The 25,602-nt window shown below is 40.4% G+C and carries 21 protein-coding genes; 15 read left to right on the forward strand and 6 right to left on the reverse strand.

The genetic code is table 11. The features are described from left to right. Window positions 1-44: 44 nt before the first annotated feature. Together PE36_RS19355 and PE36_RS19360 are read right to left on the reverse strand one after the other, a co-directional pair. A complete protein-coding gene (locus PE36_RS19355; RefSeq protein WP_006033771.1) occupies window positions 45-233 on the reverse strand; it encodes a TetR/AcrR family transcriptional regulator in 189 nt (62 codons plus the stop codon). A gap of 45 nt (window positions 234-278) precedes the next feature. Then, window positions 279-1,808: a wax ester/triacylglycerol synthase family O-acyltransferase gene (locus PE36_RS19360; protein ID WP_006033772.1), complete on the reverse strand. Its 1,530-nt coding sequence runs from the start codon at window positions 1,806-1,808 to the stop codon at window positions 279-281. 461 nt (window positions 1,809-2,269) lie between these two features. Between PE36_RS19360 and PE36_RS19365 the strand changes: the two genes are divergently transcribed. The 3 genes from PE36_RS19365 (at window position 2,270) to PE36_RS19375 (ending at window position 3,771) form a co-directional block, all read left to right on the forward strand. After that, entirely contained in the window at window positions 2,270-2,764 is a 495-nt protein-coding gene (locus tag PE36_RS19365) for an NlpC/P60 family protein (protein ID WP_006033773.1), read from the forward strand. Then, window positions 2,764-3,306, forward strand: a complete 543-nt coding sequence (gene yjjX, locus PE36_RS19370; protein ID WP_006033774.1) for an inosine/xanthosine triphosphatase — start codon at window positions 2,764-2,766, stop codon at window positions 3,304-3,306. Before PE36_RS19365 ends, yjjX begins: the two co-directional genes overlap by 1 nt. Before the next feature lie 189 nt (window positions 3,307-3,495). After that, window positions 3,496-3,771: a hypothetical protein gene (locus tag PE36_RS19375; protein ID WP_043994867.1), complete on the forward strand. Its 276-nt coding sequence runs from the start codon at window positions 3,496-3,498 to the stop codon at window positions 3,769-3,771. 9 nt (window positions 3,772-3,780) lie between these two features. Here PE36_RS19375 and PE36_RS19380 read toward each other — a convergent pair whose 3' ends face one another. Beyond that, a complete protein-coding gene (locus tag PE36_RS19380) occupies window positions 3,781-4,746 on the reverse strand; it encodes an EamA family transporter (RefSeq protein WP_083798031.1) in 966 nt (321 codons plus the stop codon). Between the two features lie 130 nt (window positions 4,747-4,876). Between PE36_RS19380 and PE36_RS19385 the strand changes: the two genes are divergently transcribed. Continuing rightward, complete coding sequence (locus PE36_RS19385; protein WP_006033776.1) at window positions 4,877-6,316, forward strand: PLP-dependent aminotransferase family protein; 1,440 nt, start codon at window positions 4,877-4,879, stop codon at window positions 6,314-6,316. Window positions 6,317-6,353: 37 nt separating this feature from the next. On the opposite strand, the gene PE36_RS19390 is transcribed toward PE36_RS19385, so the two are convergent. After that, window positions 6,354-7,391, reverse strand: coding sequence for an NAD-binding protein (locus PE36_RS19390; protein WP_006033777.1), 1,038 nt, complete (start codon window positions 7,389-7,391; stop codon window positions 6,354-6,356). 576 nt (window positions 7,392-7,967) lie between these two features. On the opposite strand from PE36_RS19390, the gene PE36_RS19395 reads away from it, so the two are divergent. Together PE36_RS19395 and PE36_RS19400 are read left to right on the forward strand one after the other, a co-directional pair. Continuing rightward, window positions 7,968-10,208 (forward strand): acetyl-CoA hydrolase/transferase C-terminal domain-containing protein, encoded by a 2,241-nt coding sequence (locus PE36_RS19395; protein ID WP_006033778.1) that lies wholly within the window; start codon window positions 7,968-7,970, stop codon window positions 10,206-10,208. A gap of 89 nt (window positions 10,209-10,297) precedes the next feature. Further along, on the forward strand, window positions 10,298-10,879 hold the full coding sequence (locus tag PE36_RS19400) for a tetratricopeptide repeat protein (protein WP_006033779.1): 582 nt from the start codon (window positions 10,298-10,300) through the stop codon (window positions 10,877-10,879). A gap of 153 nt (window positions 10,880-11,032) precedes the next feature. On the opposite strand, the gene nrfA is transcribed toward PE36_RS19400, so the two are convergent. Further along, window positions 11,033-12,469 (reverse strand): ammonia-forming nitrite reductase cytochrome c552 subunit, encoded by a 1,437-nt coding sequence (gene nrfA, locus PE36_RS19405; protein ID WP_006033780.1) that lies wholly within the window; start codon window positions 12,467-12,469, stop codon window positions 11,033-11,035. 652 nt (window positions 12,470-13,121) lie between these two features. Between nrfA and PE36_RS19410 the strand changes: the two genes are divergently transcribed. The 8 genes from PE36_RS19410 to PE36_RS19445 all read left to right on the forward strand — a co-directional run bounded on the left by PE36_RS19410 (window position 13,122) and on the right by PE36_RS19445 (window position 20,655). Beyond that, the gene (locus PE36_RS19410) at window positions 13,122-13,727 is read left to right on the forward strand and encodes a hypothetical protein (protein WP_006033781.1); all 606 of its coding nucleotides are present in this window, start codon (window positions 13,122-13,124) and stop codon (window positions 13,725-13,727) included. Window position 13,728: 1 nt separating this feature from the next. Beyond that, the gene (nrfC, locus tag PE36_RS19415) at window positions 13,729-14,415 is read left to right on the forward strand and encodes a cytochrome c nitrite reductase Fe-S protein (protein ID WP_006033782.1); all 687 of its coding nucleotides are present in this window, start codon (window positions 13,729-13,731) and stop codon (window positions 14,413-14,415) included. Then, window positions 14,412-15,380: a cytochrome c nitrite reductase subunit NrfD gene (nrfD, locus tag PE36_RS19420; RefSeq protein ID WP_006033783.1), complete on the forward strand. Its 969-nt coding sequence runs from the start codon at window positions 14,412-14,414 to the stop codon at window positions 15,378-15,380. The genes nrfC and nrfD overlap by 4 nt, the downstream gene beginning before the upstream one ends. A gap of 183 nt (window positions 15,381-15,563) precedes the next feature. Then, entirely contained in the window at window positions 15,564-17,438 is a 1,875-nt protein-coding gene (locus PE36_RS19425; protein ID WP_043994868.1) for a heme lyase CcmF/NrfE family subunit, read from the forward strand. Beyond that, on the forward strand, window positions 17,428-18,045 hold the full coding sequence (locus PE36_RS19430) for a DsbE family thiol:disulfide interchange protein (RefSeq protein WP_043994869.1): 618 nt from the start codon (window positions 17,428-17,430) through the stop codon (window positions 18,043-18,045). Before PE36_RS19425 ends, PE36_RS19430 begins: the two co-directional genes overlap by 11 nt. A gap of 54 nt (window positions 18,046-18,099) precedes the next feature. Continuing rightward, window positions 18,100-18,534 (forward strand): cytochrome c-type biogenesis protein CcmH, encoded by a 435-nt coding sequence (locus PE36_RS19435; protein ID WP_043994870.1) that lies wholly within the window; start codon window positions 18,100-18,102, stop codon window positions 18,532-18,534. 304 nt (window positions 18,535-18,838) lie between these two features. After that, entirely contained in the window at window positions 18,839-19,780 is a 942-nt protein-coding gene (locus PE36_RS19440) for a triacylglycerol lipase (RefSeq protein WP_006033787.1), read from the forward strand. A gap of 2 nt (window positions 19,781-19,782) precedes the next feature. Then, window positions 19,783-20,655 (forward strand): lipase secretion chaperone, encoded by an 873-nt coding sequence (locus PE36_RS19445; protein WP_006033788.1) that lies wholly within the window; start codon window positions 19,783-19,785, stop codon window positions 20,653-20,655. A 182-nt stretch (window positions 20,656-20,837) separates the two neighbouring features. Here PE36_RS19445 and PE36_RS19450 read toward each other — a convergent pair whose 3' ends face one another. Further along, entirely contained in the window at window positions 20,838-21,755 is a 918-nt protein-coding gene (locus PE36_RS19450; protein WP_006033789.1) for a DUF368 domain-containing protein, read from the reverse strand. A 610-nt stretch (window positions 21,756-22,365) separates the two neighbouring features. On the opposite strand from PE36_RS19450, the gene PE36_RS24470 reads away from it, so the two are divergent. After that, a complete protein-coding gene (locus PE36_RS24470) occupies window positions 22,366-25,602 on the forward strand; it encodes a hypothetical protein (protein ID WP_006033790.1) in 3,237 nt (1,078 codons plus the stop codon).

Below are 25,602 nucleotides of genomic sequence, written 5' to 3' on the forward strand. Positions count from 1 at the left end.
TCTTCAACGCTTGCACATCATCTTCATAGAATGACATTAGCTTATTAATAGGCCGCTTCGTATTCATAAAACAGCTCAGTTAATAACAGCTCTTTACCATTAAAATGATAATACAAATTACCTGGGCTTATTTCTAAGGCATTCGCAATTTCAACCGTTGATACTTTGACGTGTCCGTACTGGCTGAACATTTCTAAACTACACTGTAATATCCTATCACGTGTTTTCATCATTTTTCCCTAAGCTGGATCTGATACTGTTGGATTTACTCCACCATGTTAAGTTGTTGCTTCTACTACAGCGGTATTCTCAGCACTGATATCTGTTTCACTTTCAGCTAATATCTGCTCGATAATAGCCAAGGTTTCTTGTTTAATATCAGAGTTTTCACTAGGCTTTGTTAATAGTGCAATTTGTTCTGATACTGAGGATACAGCACTTGTAAGTACCTCATTTTCTAATTCAACAAACGCATCAGTCACATAAGCAGCAAGGTCAGTTAAATCAGGCAGTGCAGAGCGGCATGATACGAGACCAACATTGATTGTTCCGTTGTAGCTATATAACGTTATGTTTAATGACATCCCTGGTGGTAATACCGAAATAGGGAAGCATTGTTCCATTTTCGCACCCATCATATATAACGGCGCTTGTGGACCGGGCACATTCGAAATGAGCACGTTCCCCATAGGTGGTAATACGGTATCTAAATTTAAGAATTCGCTAACAACAGCAAGACCTTGGCTCGCCATGGTATAGCTTGTCAGTGCTTCTTTGGTCAGTAAACGAGTTTCATTTTTTAACTTGATACACGAATCTTTAATTGTCATTAAACGTTCAAGCGGTGATTCGCCACTATAAGCTAATTCGACTAAGCTGATTGCGACTTGGTTGTTTGTCACTGTGTCGCCAGCTTCTCTTAAGCTCATTGGCATTTGGGCAACAAGCGGCTTTTTAAGTTTAAAATTCTTACTTTCAAGGTAGTTATGAATCGCCATATCACAAATGGTGACGACAACATCATTGATCGTTGCACCTGTCATTTTGCCAATACGTTTAACGCGTGTTAACGGTAGTGCCGAAATAGCGGCGCGACGGGCTCGTTTGGGACTGACTGAAAATGGTGTTTTCGGCGCCATAAACGGTGTCGGCATATCCGCTTTATACACATTAGCGGCTTGGAAAAGCAACTTCGTGGTAAGTTTAGTCAGCGATGGAATTGATTTGATTTGATCTGATAGTTTCTTCGATGTTTTGGTTATTGAAGTGAGCATACTATCAAGTTCTTTTTCTTTCTGCTCGTGCTCAACATTCCAAAAAGCGGTCATTGCCCCATCTGTATTACTGCTTAAATATGACATTAATAGTTGGTTGGCTTTTGCACCGTCAGTGAAAGCATGGTGTGCTTTAAGATAAATAGCGAATTTGTTATCTTCTAAGCCATCAATGAGTATCATTTCCCACAGCGGTCTGTTTCTATCAAGCAGACTTTCATGTTGGTGTTCAACAAAATTAAGCAGCTGACTTTCGTCGCCTGGTTGTGGCAGCATGGCAAATCGTACGTGATAAGACAGATCAATATTGTTATCTTCATGCCAGTGGAATTGGCCTGTGAGCTGTTTTTTAAGTTTTAAATTAAAAGGTGCCTTGACCTCATCTTGAGACATTAAGCAATCGAACAGATCGCGGGTAAAGTTACCTTGGTAATCTTCTGGCACAGAAAAAATCTGTAATCCGGCTACATGTTTAGGACTGGCAACTGTTTCTGTATATAAGAAACCCATATCAACTAGCGTGAGTGCTTGCATGTAATCTAATCCCTATGTAGTAAATCCATAAAATAGAGTGTTTAGACACTAAGCTCTATTTCGTTATTTTTCTATATCTATATGGGTATATGTTAGTGTGTTGTTTATGATTTGTAAATAGTGACAAGGTGTTAAATGTACTTTTAAGGGTATGAAAATAGTATTAAATTCAATAAATCGTGTGTTACTTAACACTTTTACGTCGTTATTTGTTAATGTTTATAACTAGCCACATAGGGTTATAAACCCTGTAGGTAAAGTGATTTTACTTGCTGGTGTTAATTTTATAGTGTCATGTTATCGGTAACTAAAGTGAGTGTTGGTTGTTATTTAAGTTATTCTAATTAAGCTAAGATCTTAATCATTTGAGTGATAATTTTGATTGGCAGTCATAAGCGGGTTGTTTTGCACTATGGCGAAAAGGTAGAATATCAAGGAATAAATGTTAACGGATAAATACTATGGTAGTTAAATCTTTCTGTTGTGCTGTGCTATTGCTGATCATGTCGGGTTGTAGTCAGCATAGCTCAATAAAAAAGTCTGAGAACAATACTAAAATTAATGCGCCAACTGCCGAACTTGCTTATGCTCAGGGGCTGTTATTATCACAATATAACGATTGGCGCGGTACTCCACATAAATGGGGTGGCATGAGTAAGAAAGGTGTTGACTGTTCAGGGTTGGTTAAACTGACTTTTGAGCAACAATTTTCATTATCTCTACCTCGGACGACTGCCGGTCAAGTTAAAGTCGGACATTCGATTAAACGTCAGCAATTACGCACTGGTGATTTAGTGTTTTTTAAAACTGGGGTGAATGTTCGTCACGTTGGTATTATGGTTGATGAATTACAGTTTTTTCATGCATCGAGCAGCCGTGGCGTGAGCTTATCGCGTTTAGATAATCCCTATTGGAAAAGCCATTACTGGCAATCAAGAAGAGTTAATTTAAAATGATGGAACAGAAGTTAATTAAAGTTGTGGTTGGGTCTAAAAATCCAGTAAAAATAAATGCCTCACGTAGCGTTATCGCAGCCTTGTATCCAGATCATGATGTGGAATGCGAGGGGGTTGATGCACCTTCTAATGTACCTGACCAGCCAATGGACGCCGCGGAAACCCGTGAAGGCGCGATTAATCGTGTTAAGTATTGCCAACAAAATTCTGAGGCTGACTTTTATATTGCTATCGAAGGCGGTGTGGATCTGCTGGACGATGGTCCTGCTACATTTGCATACGTTGTCATTGCCAATAAAGAGCAGCAGTCTGTCGGCCGAAGCGCTGCGTTACCATTACCTGCACCTATTTATCAGTCGTTACTCGATGGTGAAGAGTTAGGGCCTGTGATGGATAAGCTTTTTAAAACTGTCAATATTAAGCATAAAGGCGGGGCGATTGGCCTGTTAACCAATGGCCATGCAACACGCGAAAGCAATTATACTCAAGCGCTGACATTAGCAATGGCACCATTTTTATACCCTGACCTTTATAATCGATGATCTTTATCGTTGCACTTTTATAGTTTACGACCTTGGTATATGTGCTCTTGGATTCAGTCGTACTTTAGTCCGTTATCTGAACGCTTTGTAATTTAGTGTCAATAAAATCCACACCTGCTATTGATAATCATTCTCAATAACAGGTATGATGAATACATGGAGTGTCGTACGTTTATAAAGGACTTAATCATGTCTTCTAAGGTTAATTTAAGTATATCGACTCGGAAGTTAGCGGAGTTGATCCAGGCGGGTCACCTTTGTGCCGCGGATTTCAACTGTTTAGATCCAGAATCGAAACAGCAAGTTTGGCAGCTATGTTTGTGGAGCTGTAACAAACGCGTCCATTGCACTAAATCATGTACTCAGCAATGTAATAGCGGGTATTGCGAAGGTGCTAAAACTACGATCAAAAATAGTACGGTTACCAGTGATCAATCAACATTTATCACAATTAACGCTGATTGATCGTTGAGGTTATGACTTTTTAAACCGTTTTAATGCTACCAAGGGCACTTTTAACCGCATAAACAACGGTGCGAGCAATGGTATTAGCACGCCTGCCATAATCAATGAAAATGCAATTATCTTGTTTATTTCTAATTGTTCATCGTAAAAGATAACAGACCCCATTAATGCAAAGATAGGCACTAATAGTTTAAATGGACTCATCACGCTGAGCGGATATTTAGTTAACATTTTATTCCATACCCAATAACCTAATAATGTGGTTGGATAAGCCTGGAACAGTACCGATGCGAATGCGGTTGAATTGAGAGTGGTTAATTCGCTATAAAAACTCACCCCATTGACAAAATATGCCATTGCAAACAGCGGTAGTGGTGCAAATATACAAGACCAGGCCACAAAAGCAAACATATCTTTAATCGCCAATTTTTTAACCATTAAGCTAATGCTGCTAAAGCCTATGGCACCTATGAATGCAAATATAAAGCCTACTAAGGTAACAGAGCCGTCAGTTATATTGGCAATGAAAACCAGCCCAAGTAAGGATAAGATCAGACCAAGTTTAAGACTTGTACTGATACGTTCTTTTAGAAAAACCATTCCCATTAGTACGCTAATGAAGGCACTAAATTCTAAGATGATGCTGGCGATGCCTGCAGATAACCCTGTATAAATAGACATTGACATCATACCCCATACCCCAACACCAAATGTGATGCCATAGAGCACTATATAAAACCAGCGGACATCTGGTTTGCGCACAAACAAGATCGCAGGAAATGCGGCAAAGGTGAAACGTAATCCTGTTAAAATAAAGGGATCTATGTTGTCCACACCAGCCTTGATCACAGAGAAGTTAAAGCCCCATAGACATGTTATGGCGACAATGATGATTAAGTGAATTGGTGATATTGATCTTCCGTGTATCGGTGTTATCGATTTTCCGTTCATAGCTGCTATCAATTTTTTGCGCATAATCATACTCCGTCGTTTTAGTGTTTGACTAGTATGTCGTGTTGACAAATAATAAACAGATGCACTTTTTGTAATTTTTTAGAGTACAGTTAAGCTTCGTATGGATAGTTGGTTTTGAGGGAGAGGACGAATGGCAGCACGTTATATTACAATTTCAGATACTATTATTAACGACATTGATAAAGGTTTATTACTTATCGACCAGCGTATGCCGTCGTTAAGGCAGTTTACTCAGCTACATGATGTGAGCATGACGACGGCCAATAATTGCTATCAGCGTTTACTCGACTTAGGCTGGTTACATGCCAAACCGCAAATAGGTTACTTTATTACCCAGCCGCTGAATAAACAGAGTACGCCGGTATATCCTCGATTTAACGTAAAAATATCTAAGCCTAAAATCAGCCAATCCATCGACCAAGGCTTACGTGGTCCGTTCTATACCGCACAGCTGCCTGCTGCTCTGTTACCGCAAGCAACCTTGAGTCGCTGTTTACGACGGGCGAATCAACGAGCAGGTGCAGACGTGTTTGCTTATCCTGATTATCAAGGTGATATTGGGCTACGTACCGCCTTGGCCAATCATTTTTCACAACGACACTTTCCGTTAAAAGCAGATAATTTAGTGATCACTAATGGCTGTATTGATGCGGTTCGCAGTGCCATCGAAATCACCACTAATCCAGGAGATACCATTGCCGTGTCATCGCCTTGCTTTAGTGGGTTACTGGACTTATTGGAGAACATGGGCAGGTTAGTGATCGAGATACCGTGTTACCAGGCTCAGCTCGATTTAGAGCAACTTGAAGAACGACTTAAATCTAAGCGTATTTCTGCCTGTCTATTCAGTGCCAATCATATTAATCCACAAGGGTTTTGCCTGAGTAATAAACAAAAGCAACGTATTGCTGAGCTGGCTGCACATTACCAAGTCCCTGTGATTGAAGATGACATTTACTTAGAATTAAGTTATTCCAATACCACACCGTTACCAATTAAATATTGGGATAAATCAGGCTGGGTATTGTGGTGTAGCTCGGTTTCGAAAACGATTGCAGCGGGTTATCGTTTGGGCTGGTGTGAGCCTGGACGTTATTTTAATGACTATTTACAGCTACGTAACGTGCAGTTTTTTGGGGTCAATAATATTGTCCAGCATACGGTCTGCGAGTTTATTAATACTGGCCAATATGCGAAGCACTTGAAGAAGTTAACGACAACCTTGGCGTCCCATGCGCGACAGTATCATAGTTTATTACGAGAATTGTTGCCTGGTAATACTAAAATCAGTGTGGCGGAAGGCGGTATGGTTATCTGGTTACAGCTTGATAATATGGACAGTCAAGCGGTACTTAGTGAAGCATTAAAGCAAGGCGTGCCTTTTCGTGCTGGTAGTGAATTTACCACGCTTGCGTATTATCAAAACTGCTTAAGGTTAAATATTGGCTGGCCGATTGTGGCAAATGCAAAAGACACACCAGACAAACAAGCAGAGGCACTGGCGTTAAGCGCTAAGCTTGTTATCTTGTGTGAACTGATTAACGCCAATGTTGCAGTTATACCTAAGTAGCTTGAGTATAAGTAGGTCTCTCTACTCTTTTGTACACCTATTCTTCATTCAGCACATCAGTCGCTGTGCCAAGATATACTTCAGCAGCCAATAGTATGGATTCATGCAAGGTTGGATGAGCATGTACGGTATGGGCAATATTGTCTGCCGTAAACTTATTATGTATCGCTAAACAAACTTCACCAAATATCTCATCAGCATTGTTACCTATCATGCCGCCACCGATTAAGACGTGATTGTCAGTATTAAAGATCAGCTTAGTTAAGCCATTGGTGTTTACATCTGTGTTCGCTCGACCCAGTGAACGCCAAGGCATGTTTATCACCTTATAATTTAACGCACTGCTAGCCAATTGCTTTTCTGTCCAGCCTAACCAGGTCACCGTTGGGAAACTGGTGGCCATGAAGGGGTGAGTTAACAAGTTATTCTGTGACGGCTTATCGTCAGCAATAAATACCGCGTCATAATCAGCATCAGGCAATGCTTTAGCTTTACTGATGGCGGATAACTGAACTTGATCATCACTAAAATTAAAGGCGGTTATTTCTGCTTGTGGTTTTATTTTGAAAAGCCGTTTTACATAACGTTGAAAGGTTTTGTTGATGTCTTTGTCTAGCTCTGGAAAAACTTCATCACCAGTAATAAAGATATCAACAGCAGCGCCTAAGGCTTGATAGATAGTCGCTATTTCGATGGCATTAATACCAGCACCAATAATGGCGAGTTTATTGGGAATAAAGGGCAGGGCTATGGCTTCGTTATAATGCCAGATGTACTTGTTTGTCGCTGGTGTCAGCAAATTGTTATGGTGTTTCTTTTCATCTATTTTAACTAAGCTGTCTTGGTTGCTAACGTAACCTTGACTATTAAAGTCACCTTTACGCATCACGTAGTACTGACTTTCAAGTTGATCGAGTTTATGACGAACAGCACTAAGGTCGATGCTGGGTGCTAAATAGCCAATACCTAGTGGACTTGCCCCTCGAACACTGTGAATTGATTTAGCCATATGCAGTAACGCGTGAGTTCGGACTATAGTCGTATCGACTTGCTGTTGTTGTATGTTTGCTTTCATTTAAACTCTCGTTAAAACGCAGAAAGTATCAATCTAGCACATGTTTAATACCTATTTATAGGTGGTTTTGAGTTGTTTGTTATCTGTGTCGCAATATGATTATTCTTGATAGCGTCGTAATAAAAGCTAAATATTCTGATATGTTGCAGCAACAGCAGAGTATCTGGTAATTAGGCTTGGAAAAGCAGGTAACGAATCGAAGTGGATTAATGAAGGCCTGTAATGTGAACCGAGCGGATTAACGCGTTTTAACTTGTTAATTATATATCTGTAATATGTTACATCGTTGAGCAAAGCTATTAGTTGATTTAAATTAACTATTTAGGCTATTTGTATAAATATTTTATTTTTTACTTTATTTCAATGTATTACTCTCAATAACATCTAAAATAAGCCCTCATCAACACGAAATCATCATTAACTTAAGGTTAACATTCTGTTATCACTGTTTTAAAAATGAAAATGGAGTATTTCCTCTAAAAATGACTTGCTGTTACGTTTAATCAAATCTAACATATCACTAATTGAGTATATTTGTAGAATCCTGATGTTACCGATTATTAAAAGGATATGATAATGCCTGTATTAGATGTCGAAGCAAAAACACGATCAGCTCAGCAAGTTTTAAATTCAACTAAAGCTACAGATAAACCTGAAGCCGTTAGGTTAAACGATGTCGAGAAATTAGTTGATGCCGTACTTGCCGAAGTTGGAAACCATATTGTCTTGGGACTGCCGATAGCAATTGGCAAAGCTATTACGTTTAGCAATGCGTTATATCAACGCGCAAAGGCTGATCCAAGTATCACGTTGCAAATTGAAACTGCTATATCGTTGGAAATTCCCCGGGCTAAAACAGATCTTGAAAATAAATTTCTTGCCCCATTTGTCAGTCGTCATTTTGCTGATGTGCAAGAACTTGATTATATGAAAGATATTCGAAATAAAACCTTACCAGATAATATTACGGTTTTTGAATTCTTCTTTAAAGCGGGTAGTTTTATAAATCACGCACAGCAGCTCAATTACACAAGTACCAATTATACTCATGCTGTTCGAGATTTAATAGATAAAGGGGTTAACGTTGTTGCACAAGTTGTTGCGGAGCGACACGTTGATGACGTCACTACATATAGCCTTTGCAGTAACTCAGATTTAGCATTAGATATGATTCCGGTGTTAGAAGAGTTAAAGGTTGTAGAAGGCAGAAAATTTGTTTGTGTGGGTGAAGTTAATTCTAATATGCCATTTATGCGTAATCATGCTGAAGTCAGTGCTAATACATTTAACTTTATTTTAGAAAGCCAAGAAAAAGACTATGCATTATTTGCTACCCCTGAAGACGCTATTTCAAACGCAGATCACATGATTGGATTTTATGCGAGTAGTTTGATTAAAGACGGTGGAACACTCCAGCTTGGCATAGGTTCACTTTGTAGTGCACTAAGCTATAGCTTGTTACTCCGCCACCAAAATAATGGACGTTATAATGAAATTTTCAATGATTTAAAAATTTCAGAGAAATTTCCTATCGTGGCTAAAGTAGGCGATAGAAGTATTTTCAGCCAAGGTTTATACGGATGCAGTGAATTAATGGTAGATGGTTTCATGCATTTGTATCAAGCCGGGATCTTAACACGCCAAGTATTTTCTGATGTTTTATTACAATCTTTGCTGAATGATAACGTGATAACCACTGATGTAAACATCAATACACTCACCACATTACTTAAGTATAAAGCAATTTCAGCCGAACTCACCACGAAGGATCTCGCTTACCTACAAGAATTAGGGATATTTAAATCGGCAGTGACTTTGTATCAAAACACGTTATACAGTAATGACGAAAGTTGTATTGCAGATTTGAGTCAAACAGATGCACTTTTGTGGATTGAGCAGCATTGCCTCGGAGACAAACTTAAAGGTGGCATTGTAATGCATGGCGCCTTCTTTATTGGCCCTAAGGCATTTTATAAAGCACTGAATACAATGACTGAAGATGATCATGCTAAGTTCTGTATGACAAGTGTGAAGTATGTGAATGATCTGTACGATCATTTCTTGGGTGATCAAAAAATTAAAGCGATGCAACGTAAAGAAGCTCGCTTTCTTAATTCTGCAATGATGGTGACACTTGATGGTTCCGTGATCTCAGATGGATTAGAAAATGGCCAAGTGGTTAGTGGTGTAGGTGGTCAGTATAATTTTGTTGCTCAATCTCATCAGATGAAAGATGCCCGATCGATTCTTAAATTACGCAGTACCTGTGTACGAAATGGTAAACTTCAATCCAACGTACTGTTCAACTATGGACATAATACAATACCGCGTCAGTTACGTGATATTGTGATTACTGAATATGGTATTGCAGATCTACGAAGCAAACCGGATCACATTGTTTATACCGAGTTAATTAAAATTTCTGACTCTCGATTTCAGTCTCAATTACTTCAGCAAGCAAAAGGTGCTGGCAAAGTAGCTGCTAATTACCAAATTCCCATCGCATTTTGTAATAATTTACCTGAGGCGATCACCGATCTTTGTAACAAGCATAAGCAACATGGCGTATTCCCTGAGTACCCACACGGAAGTAGTTTTACTCATGCTGAGTTGAAACTGATGAAGGCATTAAAGTCATTGAAAAATAAAGGACAGTCGAGAAGGGGTAAGTTAAAGCTGATGTTGCAAGGACTCACGGCAACAAAACCAACTGAAGAAATTCAGCAATTGTTAAGTCGTATGGACCTCACTAATCCGGTTAATTTTGCAGAACGTATGGCTCAACGCTTATTGAGTAAAGAATTGCAGAACAAATAGTGCATATTCATAAGTTAGCTTAATCACTAAGTATTTATAGGTAGTTCTGTTAAACTGATCGTCATCAGTTTAACAGATGAAAATTGACTATGAATAAATTTTTATGGACGCCGATTATCACTTCAGTTCTGATTGTCGGCAGTGCGACTAGTTACTATTTATTGAGCGATTATCAGCGGCTAGAGACGCAACAAGCGCTAATAGCGGCTGCTCCTTTCGAACAACTTTCTGCGTCTGAAATAAGTGATAAGCGTATTTTAACGCTGCAAGATAAGCTTTACGATGATAAGCAGAATGCCAAACTTTGGTTTCAACTCGGTAATGCTTACCTGTATAACGGCGAGTATGATAATGCTTTGTTAGTGTTTGATTATTCAATTCGGTTAACGACAGAACCAACGGCAATACATTATTCAGCAAAAGCATCTGCGTTGTATTACGCGCGCGGCCAGCATTTAACCGCAGAGGTTAAAGCGCTGCTTGACCAAGCATTATCACTTGAACCCAACAACCAAACGGCACTGATGATGTTAGCGGCAAATGAATTTATGAATGTGCGGTATCAACATGCAATCGACCTCTGGGTGCAATTACTCGATTCTGATCAGCAAGGATTAGACAGGGTTTCAATTATTAATTCAATTAATCAAGCCAAGCAATTTATTAAATAATGATGAATACCAATCACGATAAATAGTTGATCACTTATTTAACGCAATTGGTATCACCACTTTGGCTTGTCGTCATTCAGTTATCTCATTATTGATTAAGAAAAAAAATGCCGACATCAAGTCGGCATTTTTGTCATTACCAATGTTCAGTAATTAATAAGTTGCTTCACGTTTTTCTGCTTCAGCTTCCCATTTTGGCACAAGTGTTTTCAAGAACTCTGCTTTCTCTTTATGCATCTTGTCCATGTCCATACCAAGTGCTTGTTGTGCAAGTTCTTTGGTTGAGATATCAGGGATCTCGATTGGATCGGTAATCCCTTTCTTAGCCAGTAGGCGAATTAATTGAGTTCGTGCATCTGTCGCACGGTCTAACGCTGTACCTAATACACGTAGAGCAACTTCTGGTGCATGCATATGTACACCATGAGATGCAATCGCATAATCCCAACGCCATTGTGCATGACGGATATTGAGTTGGATTTCATCCATCTCAGCCTGTGTTGCACCGGCTTCCCATGCTGCTTTCGCTTCAAAGTGTGCTGCGATGATTTGCTTTTCTGCCAACAGTTTCATCTCAGTCACTTGATCTTTACGTGTTTTGACCACGTCTTGTAGCATTTCTTTACTTTGGGTATGACAGTTTGCACACGTATCTTGGAAACGATCAAATGGGTTACCTACTTTGTGGTCGGTAAATACAGTACCATCCGCATTTTTTACTTTTGGCATATGGCAATCAACACACGTTACGTTATTTTTACCATGGATACCTTCACGCCATGTTTCATAACCTGGATGCTGTGCTTTTAACATTGGCGTTTTAGACACTGCATGTGTCCAATCTTTGAAACCAATCTCGTCATAGTATTCTTCCATTTGGTCAACTGTGGTACCTTTATCCCATGGGAATTTTACGGCTTTAGTTGGACCTGTGAAATAGTACTCAACGTGGCATTGCGCACAAACTTGCGCTTGTTGATCAAGGCGACCTTGCTCTTTAAATGGCTTACCAATTACTTCCATTGCTCGTTCAACGTGTGGACGAGTCAATTTAAGTGCGGGTTCTCCATTTTTAAATGCGTCGCTACGGGTATCATGACAATCGGCACAACCAATGGCATTAACAATCTCAGCACCCCCTTTCGCCCATTTACCTGAGAAGTAAGCATCTTCACCATTTTGTTCAATAAAGCGCGCTACATCAGGGCTTTTACAACTCCAGCAAGACATAACCATAGGGCCATTTTTAGCATTAGTTGGTCCTCCTGTACGTAGGGTATTACGAATATCATCAATGGCATAGAAATGACCACGGGCTTTATTATAGTCTTTAGAAAAACCATAACCGGCCCACATGATGACCATATTTGGATCACCTTGTAATGCATCTTCTATTTCTTTGCTTTCACTGGTCGCTTTCCACGTTTTGTATTGATCCGGATGTGCTTGTTGGAACTTTTCATTACGTGGTTCTAATTGTTCTGTTATTTGATCCGCAGCAAATGCCGTTGTACTCATACTAAGTAATAGTGATGCAAATACAGCGGCTACGCTTGACGTTGGCTTTAGAGTTTTAAATACACTAACCATGTTGTCTCCAATTATTAATTATTTAGATTGACCAAGCGTTGTGAGAGTGGCAACAAATAAGAATTGGAAACGTATCTATATATTTTAATTTAATCTTTCATGTCAGAAGGATTATTTTAAAACATATAATTACGTTATTTAAAATATCTCAAATATACCTATATATAAATAAAAACCGCCGCTTACTCTCTTGTTTATTGTTCTCGATCAAGATTATTAAAATAATAAATAATGTGTTTTCATTATCCCCAAATAAGTACGAAAAAAGATGGTCAAAGAGTAGGCTATACAGTAAATGACACACCTTGACATTTATTTACATTTTAATAACATATGTTAGTCTTTTTAAAACATGGGCTTATGAGTTTGTTGACGTATATCTCAAATATCGAATTAACTCGTTGTAGGTATGGGTTATTTGTTTTTAATTTTCCAGTTTTAAAATATAGTGAACTCGTTAAGCGTTGTGGCTGGCACTGTAAATAAGAATTATTCTTAATAAGAATTAGTATTACTCAGTAAAACAAATAATTGATAAGTTGAAATAACTTTTAATTTAAAAACATGTTTTGTCTGAATGATTAAACTAACGAAAATTAAAATGTGTTTTTAATTAATACACATTTTTATAATTCTCATAGAAGGATGCAAAATGGGTAATGTAAAATTAGCCATACGTACAACGATTAGCTTTCTGCTCTTCATATGTATCTATGGTTTTAATTTCAGTGCTGCAGCAGAGTCGCCAGATCACTTGGTCATTAATGCAAGCACTGATAGTCGACACGAAGTGACGTTTAATCGCGACAGTGATGATGCTTGTACACAATGCCATAAGGATTCGAAAGAAACACGCCAGGGTACACATGGTGAAAAAGTCGTAGCAGAACTAGGCAGAGACCTTAAATGCGTTGAATGCCATAACACGGTGGGTCCCAACCATCGTGAAAATGCGTCGCAAGTCACCAAATTCTCATCCGCTCAATCTGAAATCGGCACACATAAAAATCTGCTTGATTTTGGCGCTATTTTAAAAGCGACGGGCAATTGTACTGAATGTCATACATCAGAAAAATTACAAGAAAAAACCTGGGTACATGATGTACATGCGAAAAAAGCCACGTGTTCGTCTTGCCATGTGATCCATGCCGACGGTGAGAAAGAAGGTATGCAAGCGCTAGAACGTAAGGAACAAATTGCGCAATGCGTCGATTGTCATAAAGACTTTAACTTGAAAAAAGAAGATAAGGGAGAATGACATGGCCTGTTCTAGACGAAATTTATTAATTGGTGCTGGTGCGGTAATTTTTACGACTGGCGTCTCTAAAATTGCGCTAGCCAAAAAATCATTAGTTGCTACGCAAGAAGTCGGTGATAAACGCTACGGAATGGTTTTTGACGAAACGGCTTGTATTGGTTGTACAGCTTGTACCGATGCGTGTCGTGAAGTGAACAATGTACCGGAAGGCGTGTCACGTTTAAAAATTGAACGCAGTGCGCCGATGGGTGAGTATCCAGATGTTGATTACACATTCAATCGTGTTTCTTGTCAGCACTGTGATAATGCGCCTTGTGTCACTGTTTGTCCGACGGGTGCTTCGTATGTTGATTTAAAAACAGGCATTGTCGATGTTCATAGCGATAAGTGTGTTGGTTGTGGTTATTGCTTAGCGGCTTGTCCGTATCAAGTACGATTCTTTAATCCAGAAACAAAATCTGCAGATAAATGTAATTTCTGTCGTGATACTAATTTAAAAGCCGGGAAATTGCCTGCTTGCGTTGAATCATGTCCGACTAAAGCATTGACCTTTGGTGATCTGAACGATCCTGCGAGTGAGATAAATAAAGTCATTGCCAGTAATGCCGTTTATCGCTCGAAAGTAGAATTAGGTACGGAGCCAAAACTGTATAAAGTGGCGGATACAAAAGGGGAGATAAAACGATGAATACATTTGTAAGTGCGTTTACGTTTGATTCATTGGTGTGGGACTGGATCATTGCGGTATACCTGTTTTTAACCGGGATGTCGGCGGGTATGGTGTTAATTGCGATTCATTTGAAACGCAAGGTCATTGAAGGTAAAGCATCCGCTAATGGTATTATCAAAGCAACGGCAATTTTAGCGCCGCTGGGGATCATGTCCGGCTTAGTCATTTTGATTTTCCACTTAACTAAACCCTTAGCATTCTGGAAGATCTTAGTTTACTTCAATCCCACCTCCGTGATGTCGATGGGCGTGATTTTATTCCAAGTTTATATGATGATTTTATTTACTTGGATTGCCATCATGTTTAAAGATGAATTAGCGGTATTACTGCAGAAGTTATTCAAAGGTCGCTTTGATTTTGTCAATCCGATAGTAGATAAACTGGCTAAATTTGAAAATGCTCTAGAGCTATTTTTAGCACTGCTTGCTGTTATGTTAGCGGCTTATACTGGCTTTTTATTATCGGCATTGAAAACTTATCCGATGTTAAATAATCCGGTATTACCTGTGTTATTTATCTTCTCTAGCGTGTCATCGGGTGCTGCTGCCTGTTTAATGCTTGGTATTGTTGGATTTAAAGAATCATTCCACAGTAAAAGTGTGCAATGGATCCATGGTATTGAACGTCCTGTCGTGGTATTCGAACTGTTTGTATTGCTCACCTTTTTTACGGGCCTTATCTTTGGTGGCGGTCAGAAAGAAATGGCTGCGATGGCCGCGATTGGCGGCGGTTTTTGGGCATCATGGTTCTGGTACGGTGTCGTCGGTGCCGGTATGTTAATGCCATTAGCGTTAAACTTTTTTGTGCCAGCACAGTCTCGTCAAAACAAAGCGTTTGTATTGTTAGTGACATCACTCAGCCTTGCTGGTGTGTTAATGCTACGTACATTTATTTTGTATGCGGGACAGATGACAGTTGTTTAACTGTTCGTTACTGATAACTGACTATCACTTAAGAATTATCTTATTGTGTTATTAACGGTTGTCTTAAATCAAAGTTAATATCTTGGGCATAAGTTAATGTCTTAAGTACAAGTTAATGACTTATATAAAGTAAGAGGGTTCATTAGGACTCTCTTTGTTTTTTTATTATCTATGGATCCATTTATGATCCCCGAAATTGCATTATTTTCACTTATTCTTGGTACGCTGTGCGCTATTCTCGGTGCCGCTATTCCCTTGTTTGGCATCGTGACCAAACAACCACATTTAAGCCGTTATTCGTGGCCATTGAGTTATGGCGCGTTTGTCGCGGTGACCACCTCAATTTGTCTACTTGCTTATAGTTTCACTGTCGATGACTTCTCGGTCACCTATATTGCCCAACATTCTAATTCTCAGTTACCGGTATTGTTTAAGATAGCCGCTGTGTGGGGCGGACATGAAGGCTCACTATTATTTTGGGTGTTTTCGTTGTCGTTATGGTCGGCGGCAATTGCGTTCGTTAACCGTCATCACAATCAAGCTTTTATTAGCCGGGTATTAATCGTATTAAGTTTATTAACCGCTGCGTTTGGTTTATTTACACTGCTGGGGTCGAATCCTTTTGCGCGGTTATTTCCGGTACCGATGCAAGGACGTGATTTACACCCGATGTTACAAGATGTCGGTCTTATTTTTCATCCGCCATTATTGTATTTAGGTTATGTGGGATTTTCGGGATCCTTTGCCTTTGCAGTGGCTGCGCTAACTATGCCAGATATCGACATTCCTTGGCCACAGTGGAGCCGAGCTTGGACGCTTGCCGCTTGGGTGATGCTAACGGGGGGGATCGCACTGGGTTCGTGGTGGGCATATTATGAACTGGGTTGGGGCGGTTGGTGGTTCTGGGATCCCGTTGAAAATGCATCTTTATTACCTTGGTTAACCGGAACCGCATTACTGCATTCATTGATCGCCAGCGAAAAACGCCAGGCGTTGATTAACTGGAGTTTGCTGCTATCGATATTTACTTTTAGCTTGAGTTTGCTCGGTACTTTTGTGGTTCGCTCTGGGATCTTAACTTCTGTGCATGCATTTGCGGTAGACCCGACACGCGGACTGGTACTGCTCGTGATCTTAGCTGTTTGTGTCGTTGTGCCGCTAACGTTGTTTATGTTACAAAGTAGTAAGATCAAACCATTAAAACTTCGCAGTATTGTCAGCCGTGAAGTATTATTTTTGATACTAAATAGTGTGCTGGTGGTGACGACATTGTCGGTGTTGTTAGGGACTTTTTATCCGATGGTCTTTCAAGTCTTCAACTTCGGCAGTATCTCTGTTGGTGCACCTTTCTTCAATGCGGTATTTGTACCTTTGGCGTTATTGTGTTTTGTATTAATGAGTATCGCCCCTTTTATACATTGGCAAAAAACCAACGTTAATGGTCTACATGTGAAGTTGATATTAGTGTGGATAGCTGCAGTTATAATAGGCTCAGTGATGAGTTACTTGTTTAATGAAACCTTGTCTGTATTGGTATTATGGGTGCTGATATTGTGCGCCGGTATCGTTATGTCGGCTTTATTTGCTGGGGTGCGACTACGCCATTTAGCCATGACTGTTGCACATATTGGTGTTGCGATCACTGCGGTTGGGATATTACTCGTCAGTTATAATTCCACCGAGGTAAGCGCAAAAATGAGCCCAGGTGTGTCGGTCGAGTTAGGTGATTTAACCGTTACTTATGTCAACACTGAATGGGTGGTTGCAGCTAATTTTACTGCCGAACAAGCTGTCATTGAAGTTGTTGATGCTAGCGGTGAGCTGGTGCAATTGAAACCACAAAAACGCCATTATCCAGTGCGCGTAATGAATATGAGTGAGCCCGCTATTCATTCAACGTGGCTGCGTGATATCTACATTACTATGGGTGAAAAGGTTGATAGTAACGCTTATGCAATCCGAATCCAGAATAAAGCGTTTATCAACTGGTTATGGGCGGGCAGCATAATAATGATGGTTGGTGGTATTTTGGCGATAGGGCAGCGATATGCTAAATAATAAGTTTAAATTAATACTACCGAGTTTGTTTGGGTTGTTGTTTGTCGCAGCGATGATGTTTGCATTAACCTCTCAAGAGGAACAAGTGACGCCTTCTGCCTTGGTTGGTAAACCGATCCCTGCGTTTACCGCCAGCAGCTTAAGTGCTACTGAACGAGTTGGTAATAATGAGCGGATCGATAACAATGAACTAGTCGGTAATAATGAGTTATTAGGTAATAGCGCACTATTAGATAACAGTATATTTCAGACGGATAAAAATTATACCTTGTTAAATGTATGGGCTTCTTGGTGCGCTGTTTGTCAAAGTGAGCATGGTTTTTTAATGAAGCTGGCGGGTAAAGATGGCATGCGCATCGTTGGCTTAAACTACCGTGACGATCGCGCCGATGCTAATCACGTGTTAAGTGCGCTGGGTAATCCTTACGTGGCAACAATCTTTGATCCTGACGGCAAGATTGCCTTGGATATGGGGGTGGTTGCGACGCCAGAAACCTACTTGTTAGATAATCAGGGCATTGTACTCTTTCGTTATTCTGGGGCGCTGGATGAAACGGTTTGGCAGCATTACTTCAAGCCATTTATGCAGCTGTTAACAAATAAATGAATAGGGCTAACGAACAACTGAATCAATCAATAAATTAATCAAGTGGGAACATAAATGAAACGATTATCAGCGTGTTTTTGCATGATGGCGATGTTAATCATAACGCCTCTCTCTGCACAGCAGCCTAGTTTGTCTGATGGTGAACCTAAGCAGTCGGTAGAAATATTTGAATTTAATACCTTGGATAAACAAAATAGGGCGATTCATTTAGCGCGTCAATTACGCTGCCCGCAATGCCAAAATCAAAACCTGATGGAATCAAACTCACCGATAGCCAAAGATTTACGACTAAAAGTATATGTGATGGTGAATGAGGGCAAGACAAACCCTCAAGTGATCGATTTTATGACCAGTCGGTTTGGCGATATGGTGTTGTACAAACCTAAGTTTGAACCAAGAACGTATGTATTGTGGCTCGGGCCTTTGTTTTTGATTATGCTATTCGGTTGGCTGGGTTATCGTAAAGTAACGGTATCAATGACTAATTAATTTTACTTATATATTAATTATAAACCTTGACTTACTTAGAATTAAATACCCATTAAGTGATACCTTTGGGTTGGTTGTATTGTTCTTTTTATAATCTAATCTCTAATTAGATTAAAATTCCACATTTAAAATTAAACGCTAAAAATTAAACTTTATACACAAAGGCCTCGTCTTAATTTATTGATCTTAATCACATTTATTTAACGTGACTACATGTAATGTTTATTTGCTTTTATTTAGTAAAGCTCAGTTCTGGCTCTTTGAACTGATTTATTAACTTAAATCTAATAATAAGGATAGATAAATGAAACGGATTCTTGCATTTTTTACTCTATGTTTGATTGTATTTAGCAGTCAGGCTAAAGGCTTAACGAATAGTTCGAATTATAAGGGGTACACAGAAACGAAATATCCCATTGTTTTGGTCCATGGACTTTTTGGTTTTGATTCCATTTTGGGTATTGACTATTTTTATGGTGTTACCCGTGCTCTAAGTAAAAGTGGTGCTGAAGTGTATGTGGCTCAAGTCTCTGCGGCGAATACGACCGAAGTTCGTGGCGAGCAGTTATTAGCACAGGTAGAACAGATTTTAGCGGCTACTGGTGCAGATAAAGTTAACTTAATTGGTCATAGCCATGGCGGGCCAACAGCACGTTATGTGGCATCTGTTGCCCCACAATACGTCGCGTCTGTTACCAGTATTGGTGGTGTAAATAAAGGCACTCGTGTTGCTGATATTTTACGTGGAGAGGTACCAGAGGGGTCGGTATCTGAGGAACTAATAGCTTCTATGGCTGATGGTTTAAGTAAGTTAATTACTTTTCTTTCTCGTGGAGGAAAGCTACCACAAGATACAGTTGCGGCATTAGAAGCATTAACAACTAAGAACTCGCTAAAATTTAATGAATCGTATCCAGAAGGTGTGCCTATTACTGCATGTGGTGAAGGTGATTATGTTGCTGGGAATGGGGTTTACTATTACTCATGGAGCGGTAGTGCTAACTTTACTAACGCGTTAGATCCAATGGATTTGGCGCTTACGCTGACTGGTAAGGCTTTTAATGTTCCAAATGATGGCCTTGTTTCTTCGTGCAGTTCACGCTTAGGTAAAGTAATTCGCGATAATTATAAAATGAATCATATGGATGAAGTTAATCAAACTTTAGGTCTTCATCATTTATTTGAAACTGATCCAAAAACTTTATATCGTCAACATGCTAACCGTTTAAAACTACAAGGTTTATAGAAATGAAAAAGATCGTATTAACGCTGGTAGTTTTAATCGTAGTCGTTACTGCGATCTTTATTTATAAAAACAACACGAATAAGCACATACAAGCGAAATCGTTCCAGTCAAAATCGCAGCAGGATACTGATATTGATTCAACATTTGATCGCGATACATTTGAATATTTTTTATCGGGATTAGGTGAGGTTGAGTTGGATAATTTACAAGATAAATTTATACAGTTTAATTTGCAACGTCCTGCTGACTCACAAATAGATAAGGCACTATTTCAGCAATATATCAACTATAAAACTTATTTACAGACACTAGAATCTAATGCTAGTTCTGCTGAATTTGGTTTAGAAGATTTGATTGCGTTAAATGATCAATTACTTGCTGCTCAGCTTAAGTTTTTTACAGCGGAACAACAAAAAAATCTGTTCGCAGAAGAAAATCAATTAAGAATGATGACATTGAAAAAGCTAGAACTTCAGCAAGTTGCAGCGTCGGAAGAGGAGTTTAATGTACTATGGCAACAAGAATTACAGTTGCTTCCAGAAGAAGAACAGGTAGCGTATAAGAATGCGGCCTTAATGGGCTCGTTGGTAAATACAGAAGGCATGGATCCTCAAGAACAGTATTTGATACGCCAAGAACTGGTAGGGGCCGAAGGAGCACAACGTTTAGCTGAATTAGATGCAAAGAACGAAGTGTTTAACGCTGACGTTGATAGCTATTTAAATGAGCGGCAAGCGTTAATGACTGATGATAGTTTAACGATGGAAGAGCTAGAATCAGCGATAACAGAATTACGTGAAACGAATTTTTCTTCTCAACAACAACGCCGTATTAAAGCGCTGGAACGCATTCATGATGCTAATACGGAATCATAGTCATTAATCAATACCAAGGAACTTGTATAAATATATGTTTTATTAATGGATTTATATCGTTTCAACTGTAGCATATCACCAAATATAATAGTTCTCGTTCATCGCGTTTCACTGGTCGCGGTAGTTGTAAATACGGCTGAATTAACGGCCGTATTTTTGTACTCGATATTGAACTGATATTTCTAAGATGTTTTTTCTGCGGTCTTTTCTAATGCCAAAATAAGCATAATGGCAGCAAGCATAGCAACAATTGCATAGGCTAATAATGCTGGCTGACCTGTTACTTGCTCGAAACTAAATGGCGAAAGATTACGTTCTAGCAATGGGACTTCAAGGCCACTAGAGTTAGTACGCCAAGTTAACGTTTCTTTCCATGGCCATACTTTACCAAGTGTTCCTATCATCAATCCGGTTAAAAACGTCAGTGCGATATCGCGGTAGTGTTTTAGTACCCATGTCAGCACATGCGAGAATGTCAGCAGGCCAATGGCACAACCAGATGCGAATATCGCTAATGTGACGATGTCGATAGACTTAGCCGCCGCAAGAATGGGGGCATACATACCTAACATCAACAGAATGAAACTTCCTGAAATACCCGGTAAGATCATGGCACAAATGGCAATTGAGCCAGCAAGTAATATGTTGATCGAGGTTGGCTCCAGATTAAGCGGTTGCAGTACGGTAATACTATAAGCAAAAGCAATACCAGCGAGCACAGCGACAAAGCGGCTGACTTTCCAGAATTCGACTTGCTTAAACATGTGGTTTACCGAGATGATGATTAAACCGAAGAAGAACGACCACAGTGGAATAGGGTGTGTGTTTAGCATCCATGTGATAACACGCGCTAGCGTAAAGATACTTGTTAGGATACCTGCCAGCAACACGATCAAGAATGTTCCGTTGATGTAATCAAAAGCCGCCTTTAGGCCATCCTTTCTGATCATACCGATTAGGCTTGGAGTGACGCGACTAATACTTCCTAACAGAGTATCGTAAATTCCGGTAATGAAGGCAATTGTACCGCCGGATACGCCTGGAACAACGTCTGCTGCGCCCATCGCCATGCCTTTTAGAAAGATAGAAACTTTACTCATGATTCTCCGTCTGTTTATTGATTAAGGGGAAATTTGACCGCATTATAAACTGTTTGAGTGAAAAAAATGTAATAACCGCTGTGACTTTTTTGAATTTACTACAAATTCCATGCGTTAGTTAGCTTGTTATGCGTTGTAAGGAGGATGTTTTTCAGTTTCTTAAGGGTATTCTCGATGAATTTAGCTGTGAGGGGATATTTTGTGAAGCTAGTTCTGCTTTAGAAAATATTGGCCACCAGTAGACAATGTGTTTCACCAGAGTAACACTTATTTCAAGCCTGACGGCTGCTTCATAGCCTATCCTCTTGATTATTATGCTTAGCAATTATTGGTGTAGAACTTGCCTTATTAAAGCTAATAAATGTAAAAAGATATTCTCTGCTTTGTCAGTATTTCTAGAGATTTCTTTGTGCATTGAGGTTCACGCTAACTGTTGTAAGGTTTAATCATGTTCCTATCAATTTTCATTTCAAGTTTGCTTTTTTGTGTTCTGCTGCTGAGTATTGCCCATATGAATTACAGTCTAAGCTTTAAGATTAGGCGGTGGTCAGGAAAAATTGAGTCTCTGAGGAGCATTACAGTTACTGCAGCAATTGTCATCGTTTGCAGCATGTTCACTTCTTACCCGTCACAAGCCGATGGTGGTGATTTTTCTTTGGACTTTACCGCGGCTGCACCATTTGACTATAATCACACAACTGGCGGCGGAGCCTTTGAAGACCGGACTGTCGGTAAGTTCGATGATATAGTCGAATCTCTCGAAGGGGGGGATTTTGCCTGTGGCGACACCGTCACCTTTCTGACTCAGGTGGTAACGGCTAGCTCTCCAAGTGATGCTATTCAGACAATCGAACTGGATTACGTATTTCTGGCTAATTCTACCGGGCAACCAGGGGTAGCTCTTAGTGATGTCACTGGTGTTCAAATTAATTATGCTGTTGCCTCGCCTGACGGCGATGGTTTGGACTCTGGCAATAAAGATAATGACAATAGTAGCGCCACACTGACAGCTGAGTTATTGACTGGACCTTTATACACCTCAGGGGCCGAATTGCATGCCACTGTCGAAGTGACAAACCTAGAAGCCGGCGAAGAAGTCATCGTGCGGGTCGACGTTCGGGTCTCCTGTGATCTGGGTTCGAGACCAACAGGTAATCTACAGGCCCGCCTTGACGATGCGCGCACCATAGCGCCGAATGGCGATACCATACCTGGTGGCGCGCAAACCATTCCGTTCAAGAAAGTGAATAAGATTGAACCGGCGATGATCGAGGTTTCCAAAACAGTAACGACTGTTAATGGCAATTGTCCTGGCAACGAAAGCTTGACCATTGACTTAATCGACGCGGTGAAATACTGCTATGAAGTCACCAACACAGCGACAACAACCCCACTGTTAAACGTGATGGTGGTTGATGATAACGGTACACCGGGCAATCCAAATGATGATTTTGAAATAGAGAACCTAATTGGACTCACAAACGAAGATAACGATAATATCACCGATGATCTGGCAGCTGGTAGCGTGGCGACAGGCTCTGCCATTGTTGAAATCAATGATTTTAACCTTGCTGGCCAGGCTCTGGTCAATATAGCCACCGCTACCGCCGATGGAGTCAGTGATACAGATCCGGCGCAGGTGAATATTAACCCACTGCCTGTGCCCGCAGTCGAGATTATTAAAGAAATCTGTATTAAGGTGGAATGTACGGACGGTGATTTTGTTGATGCCAATAGCAGCACTGTTGCGCCAATAACTACGTTGGGAGGCGATGCAACTTACCGAATAACCGTAGAAAACATCGGGGAAACCAGCTTGATTAATGTCATGGTTACTGATGCCCAATTGAATATTGTTGATTATTTTGTTGGTAACCTGGCGTTTGAGGAGACAAAAATATTAACCTCAGTTAATATTCCTGAGCTTGCGCAACCCGGGCGTTGTCAGATATCGGGCGACCTTACCAATATCGCCACGGTAACGGCTGAGTTCGCGCTCACCAGTGAAACGGTCATGGATAGTGATCCCGCAGTATTAAGATGCGTCGAAGAAGCATTGACCCTTATTAAAGAAATAAGTATTGATGGTGGTACGACGTATTTCGATGCAAATGACGGAGCCAATGCACCCGTGGTTGCCCTTGGAGAAGGTGGCTTATATCGGATATCAGTATTTAATGGCGGTACCGCAGATTTGATGAACGTTGTGCTTAACGATTCGACTTTGGGTATTGCTAACTATGCTGTTGGTACCGTGTTGGTCGGGAATACGGTGATTTTGGGTGCTGGTGAAATACCTGCGCTGGCACAACCGGAACGTTGCGAGGATCCTGGTGATATCACAAACATTGCAACCGTAACTGGCACCTCAACTGTGACCGGAAATGAGTTAAGTGCTAGCGACCCGGCGGTGTTACGCTGTGTTGAAGAGGTAATAGAAATAGTCAAAGAAATTAGCGTTGATGGTGTAAATTTCTTCGATGCTAATAACAGCAGCACAGCACCGGCAGTGGAAATAGGCGCAGGCGCCACTTACCGCATTATTTTGAGGAATAATGGTACCACTGAATTAATCAATCTGATCGTAAATGACGCAAAACTGAGCATTAGTAATTTTGCCGTATCAGGAGCACTTGCAGCGGGTAGTTCAATCACATTAACCTCAGGTGATATTACACAGCTAGACCAATCGGATACCAATTTGTGTTCGACAGCTGACGATTTTACTAATATGGCATCCGTAACAGCTACATCTCCTGCCACAGGCAATGAGGTGAGTGATATGGATCCGGCAGTGTTACGTTGTATCAATGAAGGGATCACCATCTTGAAGGCTGTTAGTGTCGATGGCGGTAATACCTTCTTTGATGCCAACACCAGTGATACAGCTCCAAGCCTTGCTATCGGAGGGGAAGCAATCTATCGCGTCACTTTAGAGAACATAGGGTCTAGTAAGCTAGCTAATCTTGAACTCAACGATGAAGAATTGGAAGTAATTAAATTAAAACTTGATGACTTAGACATAGGTATTAAAAGAACAGAGGACGGGATTGAGATCTCAGCACCAAGAACTCCGTGTAGCATGGCTGGTACGCACACTAACATTGCCTCAATTAATGCAATATCAGTAGCAACAGGTAATACTGTCAGCGCCAGTGACCCGGCGCTTATCAATTGTATTGGTGATGCCGCCGGTGTATTGATTATTGACGAGGACAGCATTGATAATGACCTAGTTTACTGGCTGGGAAGCGTTGCTAAACCAGAGCCGAATAATGGTTCTGATTTTTCCACCGCTGAGATTAATGAGCATATTCCCGCTATTGGTCAGCGACTGCCACTGCCGTTTTTCGTTAGTAATGTAGGTAGCCAGTTCCAGTTAAAAACTGGTCAGGTTGGTGACGAAGCCTGGTATGCTTTACAGCAAGTGCCTTCGAACTGGGGAGGGAATGGTTTACGTGCATTCATTAATGGTACGTTAAGACAAAGTAAGCTCGACAAAATTGATGACGTTACTCCGCTGCGAGCGACCGGGCTGAAAGGCCTCGAAGGCGGTGACTATTGTGCTATCGTCTACGACAGTGATGTCAGCATCAATTACGCCCCGTTACAGGGGAACCTACAGGGTGAAATCCTTGGCATCGCGGCATTTCATGTTGAGATTGGCGGGGTTAGATTACTCGACACCTTCTCATCAAGTACGTTACCCTCGGTTCTTATTTCCGCGCTTGATCCAACAACTGTTTGTGCGGGACAACTCCGTTTGCTTAGCGCGCCGCGACCACCTAGTTCGTCAGAGCCGGCAGATATAGATCCGGATAATCCAAAAGGAGGTTACTTGCAGTAG

Origin of the sequence: Moritella sp. PE36 (genome assembly GCF_000170855.1) — a bacterium.
Lineage (GTDB): Bacteria > Pseudomonadota > Gammaproteobacteria > Enterobacterales > Moritellaceae > Moritella.